Origin of the sequence: Maribacter sp., from assembly GCF_016744255.1 — a bacterium.
Taxonomy (GTDB): domain Bacteria; phylum Bacteroidota; class Bacteroidia; order Flavobacteriales; family Flavobacteriaceae; genus Maribacter_B.
On record NZ_JADGES010000011.1, the window covers coordinates 1 to 15,666 of the forward strand.

Here is a 15,666-nt window from a genome sequence, read left to right on the forward strand (position 1 = left end):
AAATAGTAGTATGTCCATCACTATATTTTTTAACTTAAAGCTTTGGTAACTAATGCTAAAGAGGAATCTGAAAAAGGGAGTTTTAAAGCACTTTCGTGTCCTTTTTTAGACATTTTTCGCCATGTTTTTTGCAATATATCTATTAATTTTTCTTCGGGATATTTTTGAGCAAATACTTCAAAATAATACTCTAAAAAAACCAAGCAAATCACATCTTCTAGAATCTGGGTTTCTTTATTCTTTTTAAGTTGTTTTTTTTCTAACAGAAAAGCAACTTGTTCAATAACTTTAGGCTCGTAGTCGATAGAATTTAAAATAGAACTCGCTTTCTTGGCGTGGTGTTTTTTTAAATCTTGTCGCCATTTTAAATAACCAGTTCGGTTCATGTCATACGAGTCCCTAGCAATTTCCCATCTGCATATATGTTGGCAACGAGCAGTAAGTTGTAACGCTTCTGAAGCATTAGGTATAAATGTATTTAATTTATTGGTCATCCTAGTGGCATAAAGAACTTCTTTAGCGTAGGTTTTTCCTTGATATAATTCTTTATTCGGGTCTTTTTCGTTTGCTGTATCAAAAAGAGAAAAAGCCTTTTGTAATTTATCTAAAGTTGCCATATGGGTATGGAATTAGTGTCAAAACTATTCAGAAAAACCAATATACACAAAAGCATCTTCTATTTTTACAAGATATGTCACAATATGATTTTCTGTATCGTTTATATTTTCATCAGTTTTTAATTTCTATAGCAAAACTTACGCTTTATCTATAGAGTCTAATGTTGTAAGAAAGTACAAATAAAAAAAGTATTCCAATGCGAAGGTTTTGGATTGCTTCTTTAGTCTTTCCCTGTGTTTCTTTGCGGTTGCAGTTTCTGGAGACTATTTTATAATTGATGATTTGTTATATTGTTAGGAATTCTAGCCCTAGAAATAAAATTTGTAACCAAAGAGAGAGTAGAATTGAATATGATGCCTGTCATAAAAGTAAGGAGGTAAATAAAATATTTTTGCGCTTAAATTTATATCAAACAATCGATTATGAAAAAGCAATTTGTACTATTAGGATTAGCCTTATTTAGTATTCACTTGGGATACTCTCAATTTACCTTAGATGGTGAATTTCGGCCAAGAACGGAGTATAGAAACGGATATGGTTCTATAATACCAGATGCAGCCGACGCAAGTTTTGCAGTATCTACAAGAATACGCTTAAATGCAGGTTATAAAACGGAAGGGTACACTTTTTATTTAAGCTTACAAGATGTGCTTGTTTGGGGAGAAAATAGACAATTAAAACCAGAAGATAGTAATAACTCTTTTTCTTTATTTGAAGCTTGGGCAGATCTTAAGTTAGGAGAAGGTTTCTCTACAAAATTAGATAGACAAGCTATTGTTTATGATAATCAGCGTATTATGGGAGCTGTAGGTTGGGCGCAACAAGCACGTAGTCATGATGCTGCTCTTTTAAAATATGGTAAAGGAAAATTTAAAGCAGATATAGGGTTGGCTTATAATCAAGATTTTTCTACAACAACTGGTAACCCTGCTGGTTTTCAGTCGGTTGGTACAGCATATAACACTACGGGCTTTTTTAGCTATAAAACAATGCAGTATGCTTACTTAAAACAAAGTGGAGATACTTTTTCAGGGAGTTTTTTGATACTGAATAATGGTTTTCAAAATTTTGAAACGGATGGTACTACGCCAGATGGTTTAAGCAACCTACTTACCGTTGGTACGCATTTAGGATATGAGCAAGGTGAATTTGGTGTAGATTTTAATGCATACTTACAATCATGAGAAAGACAAGGTTCTGTGGATGTCAGTAGTGCTTATTTATTAGGATTAGATTTAAGCTTAAAAGCTTCACAGAAAATAGGATTAGGAGCTGGTGTCGAGGTAATAAGTGGAAATGATGCTAGTACAACAAATAAAACGGAAGCCTTTTTTCCATTGTATGGAACTAATCATAAATTCAATGGATTTATGGATTATTTTTATGTAGGTAACCATGCTAATTCTGTTGGTTTAGTAGATATTCATGTAAGCGTAAAGTTTAAATTAGGAAAAAAATCTAGCTTATTAGTTAAGGCATTAAACTTTAGCGGAGAACAAGAATTACCAAGTGGAGAAAAATTTTTAGGAACAGAAATAGATTTAGTTTTTTCGCAGCAATTTAATGGGTATGGTTTAAGTATTGGGTATTCTCAATTATTTGCTAGCGATGGTATGTATGAGCTTAAAGGAGTTACAGAGGCTAATGCCGCTGATAGTCAGAATTGGGTTTGGGTTATGTTAACGATTAAACCTAAGTTTTTAAATACAACTAAATAAAAGTGTTTACACGTTATTCCTTGGGTGTAGGACCGCCACAACTTATTTTATTCTGTTGTATCGGCTTTTTTATTTTTAAATATAACTTAGTCGTAATAGGGGAGCCTCCAATGGGAAAGAGGCTATTGCTATGGTTAAATATTTAGTGCCAAATTTACGTATGCCAGTAATGAATGGAATGGCCATTATACTTTCTATGCACGATTGTGAAGAGTGTGTTTTTAAAATCAGGAAGTACTTTAGCGGAGAAATTACTTACTTGTAAATCCTTCTAAAAACTCTTTAGAAGAGCTAGTAAAAAGGATGAAAAGGATTTTTTTTAATCTTATCAGTAAAGAATTTTAGGGTTGGTTTTGTCTGGATTAACGAATAAAAAAATTAGAGGATAGCAAGCGTAGGGTAGGAACACATCGTTTTAATTTGATGTGTAAAAAGGAAATTAAAAAGGTGCTGTAGCTTTCTAAAAACAAAGGAGCATAATTTAGTTTTTTTAATCAAAATCATCATCGCCCATACGATCAATAAGAGCATCTATTTCTTGAATAGCCTCTTTTCTGCGAAGTTTAGCTTTGGTTATTATTTCTGGAGGGTTATTTGGGTAGGAAATCTGAATATTATAATAATCGATTAATGTTTTTAAAGCATTTAATCGGGCAGCTATTTTCATTTGCTGTACTTGTTCTTCTAAAGCTTTTTCGGAATTTTTCTGAGCGATAGCAGATTTTTTTAATTCTGTTCTATTCAGAGCTATTTCATTCCTCTGCATTTTTAAATCTTCTTTTTGTAAAACAATAGTGTAGATTAATCCAGCAAAAGCAAATCCAGAAAATAACGCATTTACGGCTCCAAAAGAATCGCCAAACGTTCCTCTGTCTGACCAGTTATCAAGCCCAAATAGAATAAAAATAACGGATAATACCCATATGACTAAAACCAAAATAATCATTTTTGGTAGGAGGCTTTTTTTAGAATTTTCTTTTTCCATCACGTAAAAATATTTTAATTCTCTTTTAGTTTGCTAATAATTTTGCCCACATTTTTTTCCTCAAAAAAGCGAATAAATTTTAACCCTGTTCGTATAAGAAAAGATTTTGGGGCTTTTATAATAGTACTAAGTGCCAAAACTACATCATCGATACCTTTTATAGCCTCTTTCTTTTCTGTTACTGGTATAACATGCAAGAAGGTAGCACTATTCCATGATTGTTCTCTAGCCTTACGCATACTAAAATCTATTATTTTTTCATCGGATTTTAAACCAACAACATCTAATAGAAAAAGTAAAGGAGAGACTCTTCCTAAACGTTTTTGCATTTCATTGGTAATTTGAAAGAGAACGGTGTTTACAGCGTTAAAATCGTTCTCAATATCTTTTATTGCTTTGCCTTCCATGGTTTCGCTAGTAGCAATACCTAAATCTAGATTTATATGTGCATTAATACCTAGCATTATGTGTTGAAGAATAGTAAGTGGTTCTTCTTTACAACGAAAAGAAAATTCCCAACATTGACTTACTGGCTTACCTTTTCTAAAATCATGGTAGGCTTCTAAATATAAATTAGCAAAAGCTACATCCATTTGCTCTAATTGGGCATTGTTTTGAACATTACCTAGTTGTACTTCTTTTAAAATTTCGGCTGTGGTTCTTCTATAAATATAAGCGAATAAACCCAAGCGGTCATTGGTTGCTATGGCATCTTCTATTATAAGATCTAGTTCCGCTAGTACCTCAGAAATAGTGGTAGGTTTTGGTGTCATACTTTTTAAACTATATATGTTGGCTATAATAAGATAGGGTTTTCGTCGGGGTTGGTTATCATAAAACTTGCAGAGCCAGTACTTGTAGTGTTTGTTTTCTTATGAATAATAATTCCTTTTTCTTTTGATTATCTCTTATATCGTTAAATGCTCCTAGTTTCATAACCATAGGTTTTGGTAATACGTTGCATTTTTCTTTATAGGGGAACTTTAATATACTGTAAGTTAAACAATTTATTCTGTTATTATAATGCCATTTTGCATTTCGGTATCGGTAGGTTTTTCGAACCAGGTCTCCATAAAATTAAAATTTTCTTTGCTGACTTTAAATTCAAAAGAGGTTCCTTTTCTATACATATTCAGGGTATGTGTCTTTTCTTGATTAAAGTTAGTCAATTTTTTAACAAACCTGCTTAATGGAATAGATTACAGGTTATTAATGAATGTAGTACAGGGCAAATATTTTCTTTAATCTGGAAGATGGGTTGTGTTTCTGTACGGGATTTATTCTAATAAAGGCTATACAGTTGCACATCTGTTCTTATGTGGAAGTATTAAAGATTAACAATGTTGGTAATTACATTTTTAGATGTGTAACTAATAGTAAAATTTAGGTTCTTTAAGTTTGCTTTTAGATGAGCTGTATCGCTTTTCTATCCATCCATTTTGTAGAGCTTTCAGCAGAGTATATCTGCTCTGGTTTGTGAAGCATCTAAAACATTTTTTAAAAAGATAGATATGGTTCTAGGAACTAAGTAATAGTCTTTTATTAAGAGGGGTAATTTCTTTGGTGATAAAATCTATTTCGGCAAGTGCTTTCTCAGCAAAATTAAATAGACTCAAGGCACGGTCTAAATTCTGGTTTTCATAAGTAACTTGGTAATAGATATTTCCATTTAGATAATCTGTCAATGCTCTTAATCCATGAATAAAAGGCATAAAAACGACTCCTAGTGGTAAGGTTTTTAATTCGGCTGCGGATAAAAAGCCAGAGTTAGACTCTAGGCCATGTATAAAAGCAGTGAATAAATCTTTGTTGAAGGTTATTTTTGTATGGTCTTTTTCGTCTTCGGGAGCTGTGTTTACAATAGTACGAACGGCATCCCCAAAATCATAAAAGAAATATCCTTTCATAACGGTGTCTAAATCTATTAGGCAAAGCGCTTTGTTGCTAGATGTAGAAAATAAGATATTATTTAATTTGGTGTCGTTATGGCAAACCCGAGCGGGTAGTTTCGGATTTTGCAAAGGGGCTAAAACTTGGAAAAAAGTAGGCGTATAATTCAATGCTTTTTTGGCTATCTCTTTTCTTTTTTCGGTCGTAGACTCTAGTGCTTGTACAAACTGTTTTCTCCGTATATCTAAATTATGAAAATCGGGAATAGTATCTGTATAATCTTTGGCGTATTCTTTTTGTAGCTGGTAATGAAAAATACTTATGATTTTACCTGCTTCTAATGCAATTTGTGGGTTGGTAGTAGTATTGTAAACAACGTTATCTTTTATATAGGTCATTATCCGCCAAGCTCCTTGTTTTGTAGTAACGTATGCTTGTTTGTCCTTTGTTTTAAGAAATTCAATTTTAGCATATTCCTTATGTTCTAAAAGATGTAAAACATTTGTTATGTTTTGCATTAACCCATCTACATTCGGAAAAACATCAGTATTTATACGTTGCAATATGTATTTGGGCGCAGTATTGGTAACCACTAAAAAGGAAGTGTTAATTAATCCATTAATTAAAGGTGAAAAACTATAGTTTTTGCTTCCTTCTATAAAATGAGATATTATCGCTTGTAAAGTGGTGTCCGTATACTTTTGCATAGTCTAGTCTTGCCAGAGTGGGGCAGGGTATTCCTTCTTCTCAGTTCTTTCTTTTAAAGCTTGTACCACTTCTTCTCGATCTTCGGCATAAGTAACACCAAACCACTGTCCTTTAGAATGTAACGCTTTAATAGGGCTTTCTCCAGATTCCATTATTTTCTTTAGGATTAATGGTAGGTAAAGTTCACTATTTTTAATTAAGCGCTCATCTTCTAGAAAAGTAATAAAATTTTCTTCTATAGCTTCAAATATTTCGGGTTGGCAAATCCAAAAATTCATACTGCATAACTCATCTCCAGAGAAAACATTCCCGGTTACAGTATCGGTTATAGTACTGCCGTTCTTTTGAATCTTTATATGTTCATCAATGGCTATTAAATTTGCGTCTTCGTCTATTTTACAGATTCCTCTAGAGACAGAGCCATTGTTAGATAAGGTATCTTTTAAGGTGTAGCCTACAAGCCCGTAGCTATTTTCATTTTCCGGGTTATTTAAAAAATTAGCGGCATTTATAAACGCATCTTTACCATAATAGTCATCCGCATTTAATACTACAAAAGGATTTTCTATAACATGGCGAGCAGACCATACTGCATGTGCGGTTCCCCAAGGCTTTTCTCTTTCACCCGAAAAACCAACGCCATAAGGTAAGTCTAAGGTTTCTTGAGAAATTACATCTAAATCTATATTCTCAGGAATACGTTCATCCAAGTGGTTATGTGTAAAATCCACTTTGTCTTTTTGGGTAATAACAACGATTTGGGTAAACCCAGCTTCTATAGCATCAAAAATGCTGTATTCCATTAAAAGCTCTCCATTAGGACCCAAGTCATCAAACTGTTTTAACTTCCCATATCGGCTTCCGCGTCCGGCTGCCATCAATAATAATGTCATAATTTAAAAATGTTAAAAAGTAATTTTTTACTAGTATAAAGATATTTTAAAATTCGGTTAGCATGGAAATTTAACGTTAAATTTTATATTTTGTTTTGTAATTTTAGAAGAATTTTAGAACAAATAGATTATTGTATAATAAAACACCGCTTTAATGGGTACAAGAAGGAAATTTATAAAGAATACAGCTGCTTTAGGAACAGGGCTATTATTGGCTCCAAATCTATCTTTTAGTAGGGTTAGTGCTGCGGATAAGTTAAATGTAGCATTAATTGGGGTTGGGTTAAGAGGAACCAATCATCTTACCAATTTACTAGCCCGTAAAGATGTAAATGTTACCGCAATTTGCGATGTAGATGCCGCTAGAATAACCCTGGCCAAAGACCTTATAAAAAAGGCAGGAGGTAAGGCTCCAAAAGTATTTGGAAATTCAGATTACGACTATAGAAATTTATTAGAATTAAAAGAGGTAGATGCTGTAGTTATTGCCACACCTTGGTTATGGCATACCAGAATGACGGTAGATGCTATGAAGGCAGGAAAATATGCAGGTGTTGAGGTTTCCGCATCGAACACTATAGAAGAATGTTGGGATTTGGTAAATACGCATGAAGCCACAGGTACCAATATGATGATTTTAGAGAATGTAAATTATCGTAGAGATGTTCTTGCCGTTTTAAATATGGTAAAGCAGAATGTTTTTGGGGAGCTGGTTCATTTTAGATGTGGCTATCAGCACGATTTAAGACATGTGAAATTTAATAACGGAAAGCAACCTTATGGTGGAGGTGTAGAATTTGGAGACAAAGCAATTTCTGAGGCTAAATGGAGAACCCAACATTCGGTAAAACGCAATGCAGATGTGTACCCTACCCATGGCTTAGGGCCCATTGCCGCTATGGCCAATATAAATAGAGGAAACCGATTTGTATCTATGACTTCTAGTGCGACTAAATCTATTGGTCTACATAATTATATTGTTAAGAATGGAGGAGAAGATCACCCCAATGCTACCGTAAAATTTAAGCAAGGAGATGTTATAACGTCTACCATAGAAACGGCAAATGGGGAGACGATTATAATAACCCACGATTGCAATTTACCAAGACCTTATTCCTTAGGGTTTAGAGTGCAAGGTGCTAATGGACTTTGGGAAGTAGATGGTAATAGAATGTATATAGAAGGAGAATCTAAACCCCATAAATGGGATATTGCAGATTCTTGGTTAGAAAAATATGACCACCCGTTGTGGAAAAAGTATGGAGAATATGCTTTGAATGCAGGTCATGGAGGAATGGACTTTTTTGTGCTTAATGCCTTTGTAGAATCTGCCAAAGAAAAAATAGCACCACCTTTAGACGCATATGATGCTGCAGCATGGAGCGCTGTAACACCACTTTCCGAACTATCTATAGAGAATAATGGAGCGCCACAAGATTTTCCAGATTTTACTCGCGGTATGTGGATAAAACGACAACCGTACAATTGGGTGAAAGACACTTTTTAGGATAAACACACTAGTAATGCAATGATGTAGTTTTAGACGTACAACATTCATTTATGATATTTATCATGTTTTTTACTTTGATATGCGCCTAGTTTTGCAGTGTAAATAACAGGTATGTGCAGTTTAGTTCAAAAATATAATATTCCAGGGCCTAGGTATACTAGCTATCCGACAGTTCCATATTGGAACATGGATACGTTTTCTGGTAAAAAATGGGAGACTACCCTTGCGCAGAGTTTTACTGAAAGTAATGCAGAAGAAGGTATAAGTTTATATATACATTTGCCTTTTTGTGAGAGTCTCTGTACGTTTTGTGGCTGTCATAAACGTATAACAAAACGTCATGAAGTAGAATCTCCGTACATAAAAACACTCCTAAAAGAATGGGAGTTGTATACCAATTTGTTTTCGGAAAGGCCAAGAATAAAAGAATTACACCTTGGTGGAGGTACGCCAACTTTTTTTTCTCCAGAAAATTTAAAAACGCTTATAAATGGCATTTTTAAGCTAGCAGAGAAAGCAGAAGGATACGAATTTAGTTTTGAAGGCCACCCAAACAATACTACAAGAGAACATTTACAAGCATTGTATGATGTTGGTTTTAGAAGAGTTAGTTATGGTGTTCAAGATTATAACGAAACAGTACAAAAAGCAATACATAGAATACAGCCCTTTGAAAATGTAAAGAGAGCCACAGAAGTAGCCAGAGAAATAGGATATACTTCCGTTGGGCACGATATAATTTTTGGATTACCTTTTCAATCTTTAGAACATGTTAAAGAGACAATCTTAAAGACAAAAGAGCTTAGGCCCGATCGCTTAGCTTTTTATAGTTATGCCCATGTGCCTTGGTTAAAAGGCAATGGTCAGAGAGGATATAAAGATGTCGATTTGCCATCTGCAGAGGAGAAGAGAGAGCAGTATGAAAAAGGGAAGAAGTTATTAATAGAAGTAGGTTATAATGAAATAGGTATGGATCATTTTGCCTTGCCTTCAGATAGTCTTCATAAATCTATGGATATAGGTGAATTACACCGTAATTTTATGGGATATACGGCATCTAAAACCCAACTTATGGTAGGTTTAGGAGCTTCTAGTATTAGCGATAGCTGGTATAGCTTTGCGCAAAATGTAAAAAGCTTAGAAGAATATAACCACTTAGTAGAAAATAAAATAATACCAATATATAGAGGACATATATTAACTAGGGAAGATGAAATAATTAGGAAGCACATTTTAAACCTTATGTGTACATACCAGACCTCATGGTCTAGTGAAAGCTCGTATTTTAAAGATATAGAGACTGTACTGGGGAAATTGCAAGAAATGCAGTTGGATCAATTGGTGATTATATCGAAAAATACACTGCAAGTAACACAAGAAGGGAAGCCATTTATACGCAATATATGTATGGCTTTTGACGTTCTTTTACACAGAAAAGCACCAGAAACGCGCTTATTTTCAATGACAATTTAAATTTTAGTATGATGAAAAAAATAATAGTACCTATAGATTTTTCCGAACAATCCGAAAATGCTTTAAAAGTAGCTGTTTCATTAGCTAAAAAACACGATTCAGAAGTATTAGCATTACATATGCTAGAATTGAACCAAGCTATGATTTCTTCAGAAGGAGGAATGCATCCGGAACAAACTGTATTTTTTCTAAAACTTGCAGAAAAAAGATTTAACGCCTTTTTGAGTAAAGACTATTTAAAAGACGTTAAGCTAACTCCAATTATAAAGCATTTTAAAGTTTTTAGTGAAGTAAATGAAGTGGCTAGCGAGAATAAAGCCGATTTAATTATAATGGGTTCTCATGGTACCGACGGATTAAAAGAGATATTTGTTGGCTCTAATGCAGAAAAAGTAGTTAGGAATGCAGATATACCAGTATTGGTAATTAAAAAAGAACATGTAGATTTTAAAATAGACAATTTTGTTTTTGCATGCGATTTTAAGGAGGAAAGTCTAGTAGCATATAAAAAAGCAAAAGATTTTGCAGATATGTTAAAAGCAAAATTAGAATTAGTTTTTATAAATACTCCAGGAGACGATTTTTTAAGTACTTCGGATGCCTATAAACGCATAAATACATTCTTAAGAAAAGGAGGTATAGGAGCAGAAGTAAAGATTTATAATGATTATAGTGTAGAGAAAGGAATATTAAATTATAGTGATAATAGCGGTGCTGATATTATCGGAATTCCTACACATGGACGTAAAGGGCTATCACACTTTTTTATGGGTAGTATAGGAGAGGATATTGCAAACCACTCTAATGTGCCCGTAGTTACCTTTAGGATTTAGTGATTTATTTATATAATTTTAGTTGATGTAAAGGGGAGGTTGTAGTTGGCTTCCCTTTTTTTTTGTAAAAAAATGAAAGCGTAGAACAATACTTAATAACAAGAAAAAGAGTATAAATTTATACTGGTAAGAAAGATTTCTGTTGTTCTAAATCTATTGCTAAGTCATTGATAGTAGTCTTTTCTAAGTTTTTTATAAAATTTGATTTTGCATTTCCAACCAACCCATGTAAAGGACAAGGGTGATCTTCATTACACTCTTTTAAACTTAGCATACAAGATCTTAATCGATGATCTCCATCAATTACATCTACAATTTTTATTAAGGTGGCAGCTCTATTCTCTACATTTAAAAAGAACCCTCCTTTAGGACCACGAGTAGAAGATACTAGGTTGTGACGAGATAGTTCTTGTAATAATTTAGCAATATAAGCTCTAGGAACATTAATGGGTTCGCTAATGTTTTTTGCTAATATTTTACGGCTCTCATCCGAGTTTAATGCAAGGTATAAAACGGCTTTAAGAGCATATTTTGAAGAGTTCGAAAGCATAATATAATTAATGGAATGTGAAAATACTAAACATCTAATAAAAAGGAATAAATATAAAAAGACGTTTTAGTCTTAAATATGACATTTGTCATAGTTTAAGCTTGCTGACACAATTATTTTTGAGGTATAATTTAATAACAACCGTAACAAATGAAAATTGTATTTAAGAGTATAGTACTTGTATTTTCACTACTAATTATTAGTTGTGGAGGAAAGGAAGAAAAGAAAAAAGAAGGTTTTAGTGTAGACAGGCAAAAAACCACAACGGTAAAGAAAGAAACTAAAGCCGCAACTACTGTAAAGGCGTCTGAAAAAATTGATCTTACAACGAAAGGAGTTGGGCCTGTAAAATCGGTAACCTTAGGTGCGGAAGTAGATAAGGCTTTAGCAGCCAAAGGGGAAGATATTTACAATAAAATGTGCTTGGCTTGCCATAGAATTGGCAAAAAATTTATTGGCCCACCGCCAAATGGAATTTTAGAAAGAAGATCTCCGGAATGGGTAATGAATATGATTCTTAATCCAGAAGGAATGGTAAAAGAGGATGCATTAGCAAAAGAATTGTTAATGGAATTTAATGGAGCTCCAATGGCAAATCAAGGTCTTACCGAGGAGCAAGCTAGAGAAGTTTTAGAATACTTTAGAACATTATAACAACCAAATATTATGAAAATAACAACCAATTTAAAATTATTTGTAGGCTCTCTTTTTTTGTTAACTAGTATGGTTAGCTGTAAAAATGAAGCTAAAACAGGAGCAAGTGGAGAAGCACAAAGCACAACGGTAAAAACAGAGACTAAAAAAACAGGGCAAGCCTTTATTACAGATGATGAATCTACGCCTAACGTGCTTAATATAGCTATTGGTTCCAAAGACCACACAACTTTAGTTGCGGCAGTACAAGCTGCGGGTTTAGAAAATGCATTAGTGAATGCAGGGCCATTAATGGTTTTTGCTCCAGTAAATGCTGCTTTTGATGCCCTTCCAGAGGGTACCGTAGCTACTTTGTTAAAGCCAGAGAATAAAAATGATTTAGCAAATATTTTAAAATACCATGTAACTCCAGGAAATTATAGCAAAGAGTTTTTAAAGAAATTTAAAAAGTTGGGACAAGCAAATAACCAAAGCGTAGTTGTAGAAGTTAAAGATGGCGACGTTTATGTTGGTGGAGCTAAAATTATTGCAAGTATACCTGCAGGTAATGGAATTGTACATGTAGTAGACAAGGTTATGTTACCCCCAACAGAGTAAAAACTAAAACAACAAATACAAAATAAAAATAAAAATGAAAAAATTAAGCTATTCTATTATTGCCTTATTGGGCTTTGCAATGGTATTAACAAGTTGCAATCCCAAGGGAGATAATTCTGCCAATGGGGCTTTGTCTTCTAGTGCGGCAGAAAAGGTTTATGTGGCTCCTGGGGAACACGACTCCCATTACGCATTTATATCTGGAGGATATAGTGGTAACCTTACGGTTTATGGCCTACCCTCAGGAAGAATGTTTAAAGAAATTCCTGTTTTCTCTCAATTCCCAACAAATGGTTATGGGTATTCGGAAGAAACCAAGCCTATGTTAGAAACATCTTATGGCTTCATTCCTTGGGATGATTCGCATCATCCAGACATTTCTCAAACTAAAGGAGAATTAGATGGTCGTTGGATATTTATTAATGGAAACAACACACCACGTATAGCGAGAGTTAGTTTAACAACTTTTGAAACGGAAGAAATTATTGAAGTTCCAAATAGTGCGGGTAACCATAGTTCTTCTTTTATTACAGAAAATACGGAGTATGTTGTTGCAGGAACACGTTTTTCTGTGCCAATTCCACAAAAAGATATGTCTATTAAAGATTATAAAGGAAACTTTAAAGGGGCTTTATCTTTTATCTCTGTAGATCCAGAACATGGACATATGGATATTAAATTCCAAGTTCTAATGCCAGGTTTTAATTATGATTTATCACACCCTGGACGAGGAAAATCTCATGGTTGGTTCTTCTTTACAACATATAATACAGAAGAAGCTAACTCACTTTTAGAGGTTAATGCGTCTCAAAACGATAAAGATTTTATTGCAGCTATTAACTGGAAAAAAATTGAAGAATACGTAAATAATGGTGGTGGTACAATGATGCCAGCAGATTATGCACATAACGTATATGATGAAGGAACGCATACTGCAACTTCTACCATGAAAAAAGAAGTACGTGTAGTTAACCCTTCAGAGGTTCCTGGAGCTGTATACTTATTACCAACACCAAAATCACCTCATGGTTGTGATGTAGATCCTTCTGGAGAGTATATTGTGGGTAATGGTAAATTATCAGCGAACTTAACGGTACATTCATTTACAAAAATGATAGATGCAATTGAGAATAAAAAGTTTGATGGCGATGCTTATGGTATTCCTATCTTAAACTTTGAAGATGTTTTAGCAGGTTCTGTAGAGCAACCAGGTTTAGGGCCTTTACATACAGAGTTTGATGGTAAAGGAAATGCATATACTACTTTCTTTATTTCTTCTGAAGTTGTAAAATGGAAATTAGGTACATGGGAAGTTATTGATAGAAAACCAACGTATTACTCTGTTGGTCACTTAACAATTCCTGGAGGAAACTCGGCAAAACCTTTTGGTAAATACATGTTCGCAATGAACAAAATAACAAAAGATAGATATTTGCCAACTGGCCCAGAAATGGAACACTCTGCGCAATTATATGATATTTCTGGAGATAAAATGGAATTACTTTTAGATTTCCCTACTCATGGGGAGCCTCACTATGCAGCAGCAATCCCAGCAGAAATTATTAAAAAGAACTCTAAAAAAATCTACAAGTTAGCAGAAAATGAGCACCCTAAAAAGGCGTTAAGCGATGCAGACACTAAAGTAGTTAGAGACGGTAAAAATGTTCATATTTATATGTCCATGATACGAAGTCACTTCTCACCAGATAATATTGAAGGTGTTAAAGTTGGAGACAAAGTATTTTTCCATATCACGAACTTAGAACAAGATTTTGATGTGCCTCACGGATTTGCTATGATTGGTGCTAATAATGCAGAGTTATTAATTACACCTGGACAAACTAGAACGTTAACTTGGGAACCAAAAAAGGTAGGTGTATGGCCATTCTATTGTACAGATTTCTGTTCAGCACTACACCAAGAAATGCAAGGGTATATTAGAGTTTCTCCTGCAAGTTCTAATCTAGAATTATCCTGGTCTCTAGGAGAATAAAAATATTAAAAAAGCAGTATATATGTTTTCTATAATAAAGGCAGGTTTGGTTTAATTAACCATCCTGCTTTTATTTAATCAATTAAATAATAATACAATGAAGAAAGCTGGAGTGTTAATGATGCTTGGGTCCCTTTTATTACTAGGGCTGTACTCTTTTCCTTTATGGAACATTATGTTGGGGGCGCCTCAATACCCTGAACCATTAGGTATGAACATCCATATAACAGGGATACAAGGAGTTTCAGAATTCGATATTCAGAATATTGATGGATTAAATCATTATATTGGTATGAAAACAATTCCTAAACCAGAAGAAATGTGGGAATTTCAGACTTTTCCTAAAGTAATAGGAGGAATGGTAGCCCTAGGATTTATAATTGGTTTTTTAGGATTTATAGGTAGAATAAGTTACAAGTGGTTTCTGTTTTGGTTTATTTTTATGTCTGTTTTAGGACTTTTGGGAATGTATGATTTTAATGAATGGCTTTTAGATTATGGTAGTAATCTTGATCCTCATGCCATTATTAAGGTAACCAATCCTGATGGCACGCCAATGTCTTACAAACCACCATTAATTGGTTTTAAAAAACTATTAAATTTTGATGTTACTTCATTGCCACATACAGGAGGGTATATGATGTTTGTTGGTATGTCTATGACCATTATAGCCTTTTTTGTAGGCAAAAAAGAATGGAAAGCTATCCATTAGTTATTTGCAATTATCGAAAGATAAAATCCTATTAGGAGTTAGCACAGATGTTACTTTGTATATTGCATTGGATAAAAAATAAGTAAAAAATAACAGATGAAAGCAAAATTTAGTTTTGTTATTCTTATTACTGTATGGTTGAGTGCATGTAATAGTAGTCCTGAACCGATTGAGTATGGTACCGATGGTTGTCATTTTTGTAAAATGACAATTGTAGATAGGCAGCATGCTTCAGAGATAGTAACTAAAAAAGGAAAAGCGTTTAAGTTCGATGCTATAGAGTGTATGATGAACCATGTAAACACTATAGATCGTAATAAAGTAAAACTTTTTTTAGCGAATGACTATAATAGACCCGGAGAATTAATGGATGCAGCTACGGCAGTTTATTTAATTAGTAAAGAAGTCCCTAGCCCTATGGGCGAATATTTAACTGCTTTTAAAACAAAGGAAGAAGCAGAAAAAGTAAGGGAAGAGCATGGAGGAAAGCTATATTCTTGGGAAGAATTACAAAATAAGTTTAAAAAGTAAG

Annotated in this window: 18 protein-coding genes; 11 read left to right on the forward strand and 7 right to left on the reverse strand. The window is 33.7% G+C overall.

All coding sequences use genetic code 11. The annotated features are described in order from the left end of the window. Window positions 1-29: 29 nt before the first annotated feature. Window positions 30-617, reverse strand: coding sequence for a DUF4202 domain-containing protein (locus QZZ51_RS03275; protein WP_291865846.1), 588 nt, complete (start codon window positions 615-617; stop codon window positions 30-32). Window positions 618-1,040: 423 nt separating this feature from the next. Between QZZ51_RS03275 and QZZ51_RS03280 the strand changes: the two genes are divergently transcribed. From QZZ51_RS03280 to QZZ51_RS03290, 3 genes are all read left to right on the forward strand, one after another. Beyond that, the gene (locus QZZ51_RS03280) at window positions 1,041-1,802 is read left to right on the forward strand and encodes a hypothetical protein (protein WP_291865848.1); all 762 of its coding nucleotides are present in this window, start codon (window positions 1,041-1,043) and stop codon (window positions 1,800-1,802) included. Between the two features lie 15 nt (window positions 1,803-1,817). Beyond that, window positions 1,818-2,336 carry a hypothetical protein gene (locus QZZ51_RS03285; protein ID WP_291865850.1) on the forward strand — a complete coding sequence of 173 codons (519 nt, stop codon included), beginning with the start codon at window positions 1,818-1,820 and terminating at the stop codon, window positions 2,334-2,336. A 130-nt stretch (window positions 2,337-2,466) separates the two neighbouring features. After that, complete coding sequence (locus QZZ51_RS03290) at window positions 2,467-2,601, forward strand: hypothetical protein (RefSeq protein ID WP_291865853.1); 135 nt, start codon at window positions 2,467-2,469, stop codon at window positions 2,599-2,601. Window positions 2,602-2,826: 225 nt separating this feature from the next. On the opposite strand, the gene QZZ51_RS03295 is transcribed toward QZZ51_RS03290, so the two are convergent. The 5 genes from QZZ51_RS03295 to QZZ51_RS03315 all read right to left on the reverse strand — a co-directional run bounded on the left by QZZ51_RS03295 (window position 2,827) and on the right by QZZ51_RS03315 (window position 6,812). Continuing rightward, complete coding sequence (locus QZZ51_RS03295) at window positions 2,827-3,321, reverse strand: hypothetical protein (protein WP_291865855.1); 495 nt, start codon at window positions 3,319-3,321, stop codon at window positions 2,827-2,829. Window positions 3,322-3,335: 14 nt separating this feature from the next. Next, complete coding sequence (locus tag QZZ51_RS03300; RefSeq protein WP_291865858.1) at window positions 3,336-4,094, reverse strand: DUF5995 family protein; 759 nt, start codon at window positions 4,092-4,094, stop codon at window positions 3,336-3,338. Between the two features lie 234 nt (window positions 4,095-4,328). Continuing rightward, entirely contained in the window at window positions 4,329-4,490 is a 162-nt protein-coding gene (locus QZZ51_RS03305; protein WP_291865861.1) for a hypothetical protein, read from the reverse strand. A gap of 348 nt (window positions 4,491-4,838) precedes the next feature. Next, the gene (locus QZZ51_RS03310) at window positions 4,839-5,918 is read right to left on the reverse strand and encodes an aminoglycoside phosphotransferase family protein (RefSeq protein ID WP_291865864.1); all 1,080 of its coding nucleotides are present in this window, start codon (window positions 5,916-5,918) and stop codon (window positions 4,839-4,841) included. Window positions 5,919-5,921: 3 nt separating this feature from the next. Beyond that, window positions 5,922-6,812 (reverse strand): sugar phosphate nucleotidyltransferase, encoded by an 891-nt coding sequence (locus QZZ51_RS03315; protein ID WP_291865867.1) that lies wholly within the window; start codon window positions 6,810-6,812, stop codon window positions 5,922-5,924. 154 nt (window positions 6,813-6,966) lie between these two features. Here QZZ51_RS03315 and QZZ51_RS03320 point away from each other — a divergent pair, with 154 nt between their 5' ends. The 3 genes from QZZ51_RS03320 to QZZ51_RS03330 all read left to right on the forward strand — a co-directional run bounded on the left by QZZ51_RS03320 (window position 6,967) and on the right by QZZ51_RS03330 (window position 10,628). Continuing rightward, a complete protein-coding gene (locus QZZ51_RS03320; RefSeq protein ID WP_291865870.1) occupies window positions 6,967-8,319 on the forward strand; it encodes a Gfo/Idh/MocA family oxidoreductase in 1,353 nt (450 codons plus the stop codon). Window positions 8,320-8,433: 114 nt separating this feature from the next. Next, window positions 8,434-9,795, forward strand: coding sequence for an oxygen-independent coproporphyrinogen III oxidase (hemN, locus tag QZZ51_RS03325; protein ID WP_291865874.1), 1,362 nt, complete (start codon window positions 8,434-8,436; stop codon window positions 9,793-9,795). Between the two features lie 11 nt (window positions 9,796-9,806). Next, a complete protein-coding gene (locus QZZ51_RS03330) occupies window positions 9,807-10,628 on the forward strand; it encodes a universal stress protein (RefSeq protein WP_291865948.1) in 822 nt (273 codons plus the stop codon). Between the two features lie 118 nt (window positions 10,629-10,746). Here QZZ51_RS03330 and QZZ51_RS03335 read toward each other — a convergent pair whose 3' ends face one another. Next, window positions 10,747-11,178 carry an Rrf2 family transcriptional regulator gene (locus QZZ51_RS03335; protein ID WP_291865876.1) on the reverse strand — a complete coding sequence of 144 codons (432 nt, stop codon included), beginning with the start codon at window positions 11,176-11,178 and terminating at the stop codon, window positions 10,747-10,749. A 150-nt stretch (window positions 11,179-11,328) separates the two neighbouring features. Between QZZ51_RS03335 and QZZ51_RS03340 the strand changes: the two genes are divergently transcribed. From QZZ51_RS03340 to QZZ51_RS03360, 5 genes are all read left to right on the forward strand, one after another. Further along, window positions 11,329-11,832, forward strand: coding sequence for a cytochrome c (locus QZZ51_RS03340; protein ID WP_291865879.1), 504 nt, complete (start codon window positions 11,329-11,331; stop codon window positions 11,830-11,832). A 12-nt stretch (window positions 11,833-11,844) separates the two neighbouring features. Then, a complete protein-coding gene (locus QZZ51_RS03345) occupies window positions 11,845-12,429 on the forward strand; it encodes a fasciclin domain-containing protein (RefSeq protein ID WP_291865882.1) in 585 nt (194 codons plus the stop codon). Between the two features lie 34 nt (window positions 12,430-12,463). Next, window positions 12,464-14,422 (forward strand): Sec-dependent nitrous-oxide reductase, encoded by a 1,959-nt coding sequence (gene nosZ, locus QZZ51_RS03350; RefSeq protein WP_291865885.1) that lies wholly within the window; start codon window positions 12,464-12,466, stop codon window positions 14,420-14,422. A 97-nt stretch (window positions 14,423-14,519) separates the two neighbouring features. Continuing rightward, window positions 14,520-15,134, forward strand: a complete 615-nt coding sequence (locus QZZ51_RS03355; protein ID WP_291865889.1) for a hypothetical protein — start codon at window positions 14,520-14,522, stop codon at window positions 15,132-15,134. Window positions 15,135-15,230: 96 nt separating this feature from the next. Beyond that, on the forward strand, window positions 15,231-15,665 hold the full coding sequence (locus QZZ51_RS03360; protein ID WP_291865892.1) for a nitrous oxide reductase accessory protein NosL: 435 nt from the start codon (window positions 15,231-15,233) through the stop codon (window positions 15,663-15,665). Window position 15,666 lies beyond the last annotated feature (1 nt).

Bases quoted from the DNA above. Each gene is read 5' to 3' on its own strand.
- QZZ51_RS03275 (WP_291865846.1), bottom strand. From the start codon at position 617: ATGGCAACTTTAGATAAATTACAAAAGGCTTTTTCTCTTTTTGATACA.
- QZZ51_RS03280 (WP_291865848.1), top strand. From the start codon at position 1,041: ATGAAAAAGCAATTTGTACTATTAGGATTAGCCTTATTTAGTATTCAC.
- QZZ51_RS03290 (WP_291865853.1), top strand. From the start codon at position 2,467: ATGGTTAAATATTTAGTGCCAAATTTACGTATGCCAGTAATGAATGGA.
- QZZ51_RS03295 (WP_291865855.1), bottom strand. From the start codon at position 3,321: ATGGAAAAAGAAAATTCTAAAAAAAGCCTCCTACCAAAAATGATTATT.
- QZZ51_RS03300 (WP_291865858.1), bottom strand. From the start codon at position 4,094: ATGACACCAAAACCTACCACTATTTCTGAGGTACTAGCGGAACTAGAT.
- QZZ51_RS03310 (WP_291865864.1), bottom strand. From the start codon at position 5,918: ATGCAAAAGTATACGGACACCACTTTACAAGCGATAATATCTCATTTT.
- QZZ51_RS03315 (WP_291865867.1), bottom strand. From the start codon at position 6,812: ATGACATTATTATTGATGGCAGCCGGACGCGGAAGCCGATATGGGAAG.
- QZZ51_RS03320 (WP_291865870.1), top strand. From the start codon at position 6,967: ATGGGTACAAGAAGGAAATTTATAAAGAATACAGCTGCTTTAGGAACA.
- hemN (WP_291865874.1), top strand. From the start codon at position 8,434: ATGTGCAGTTTAGTTCAAAAATATAATATTCCAGGGCCTAGGTATACT.
- QZZ51_RS03330 (WP_291865948.1), top strand. From the start codon at position 9,807: ATGAAAAAAATAATAGTACCTATAGATTTTTCCGAACAATCCGAAAAT.
- QZZ51_RS03335 (WP_291865876.1), bottom strand. From the start codon at position 11,178: ATGCTTTCGAACTCTTCAAAATATGCTCTTAAAGCCGTTTTATACCTT.
- QZZ51_RS03340 (WP_291865879.1), top strand. From the start codon at position 11,329: ATGAAAATTGTATTTAAGAGTATAGTACTTGTATTTTCACTACTAATT.
- QZZ51_RS03345 (WP_291865882.1), top strand. From the start codon at position 11,845: ATGAAAATAACAACCAATTTAAAATTATTTGTAGGCTCTCTTTTTTTG.
- nosZ (WP_291865885.1), top strand. From the start codon at position 12,464: ATGAAAAAATTAAGCTATTCTATTATTGCCTTATTGGGCTTTGCAATG.
- QZZ51_RS03355 (WP_291865889.1), top strand. From the start codon at position 14,520: ATGAAGAAAGCTGGAGTGTTAATGATGCTTGGGTCCCTTTTATTACTA.
- QZZ51_RS03360 (WP_291865892.1), top strand. From the start codon at position 15,231: ATGAAAGCAAAATTTAGTTTTGTTATTCTTATTACTGTATGGTTGAGT.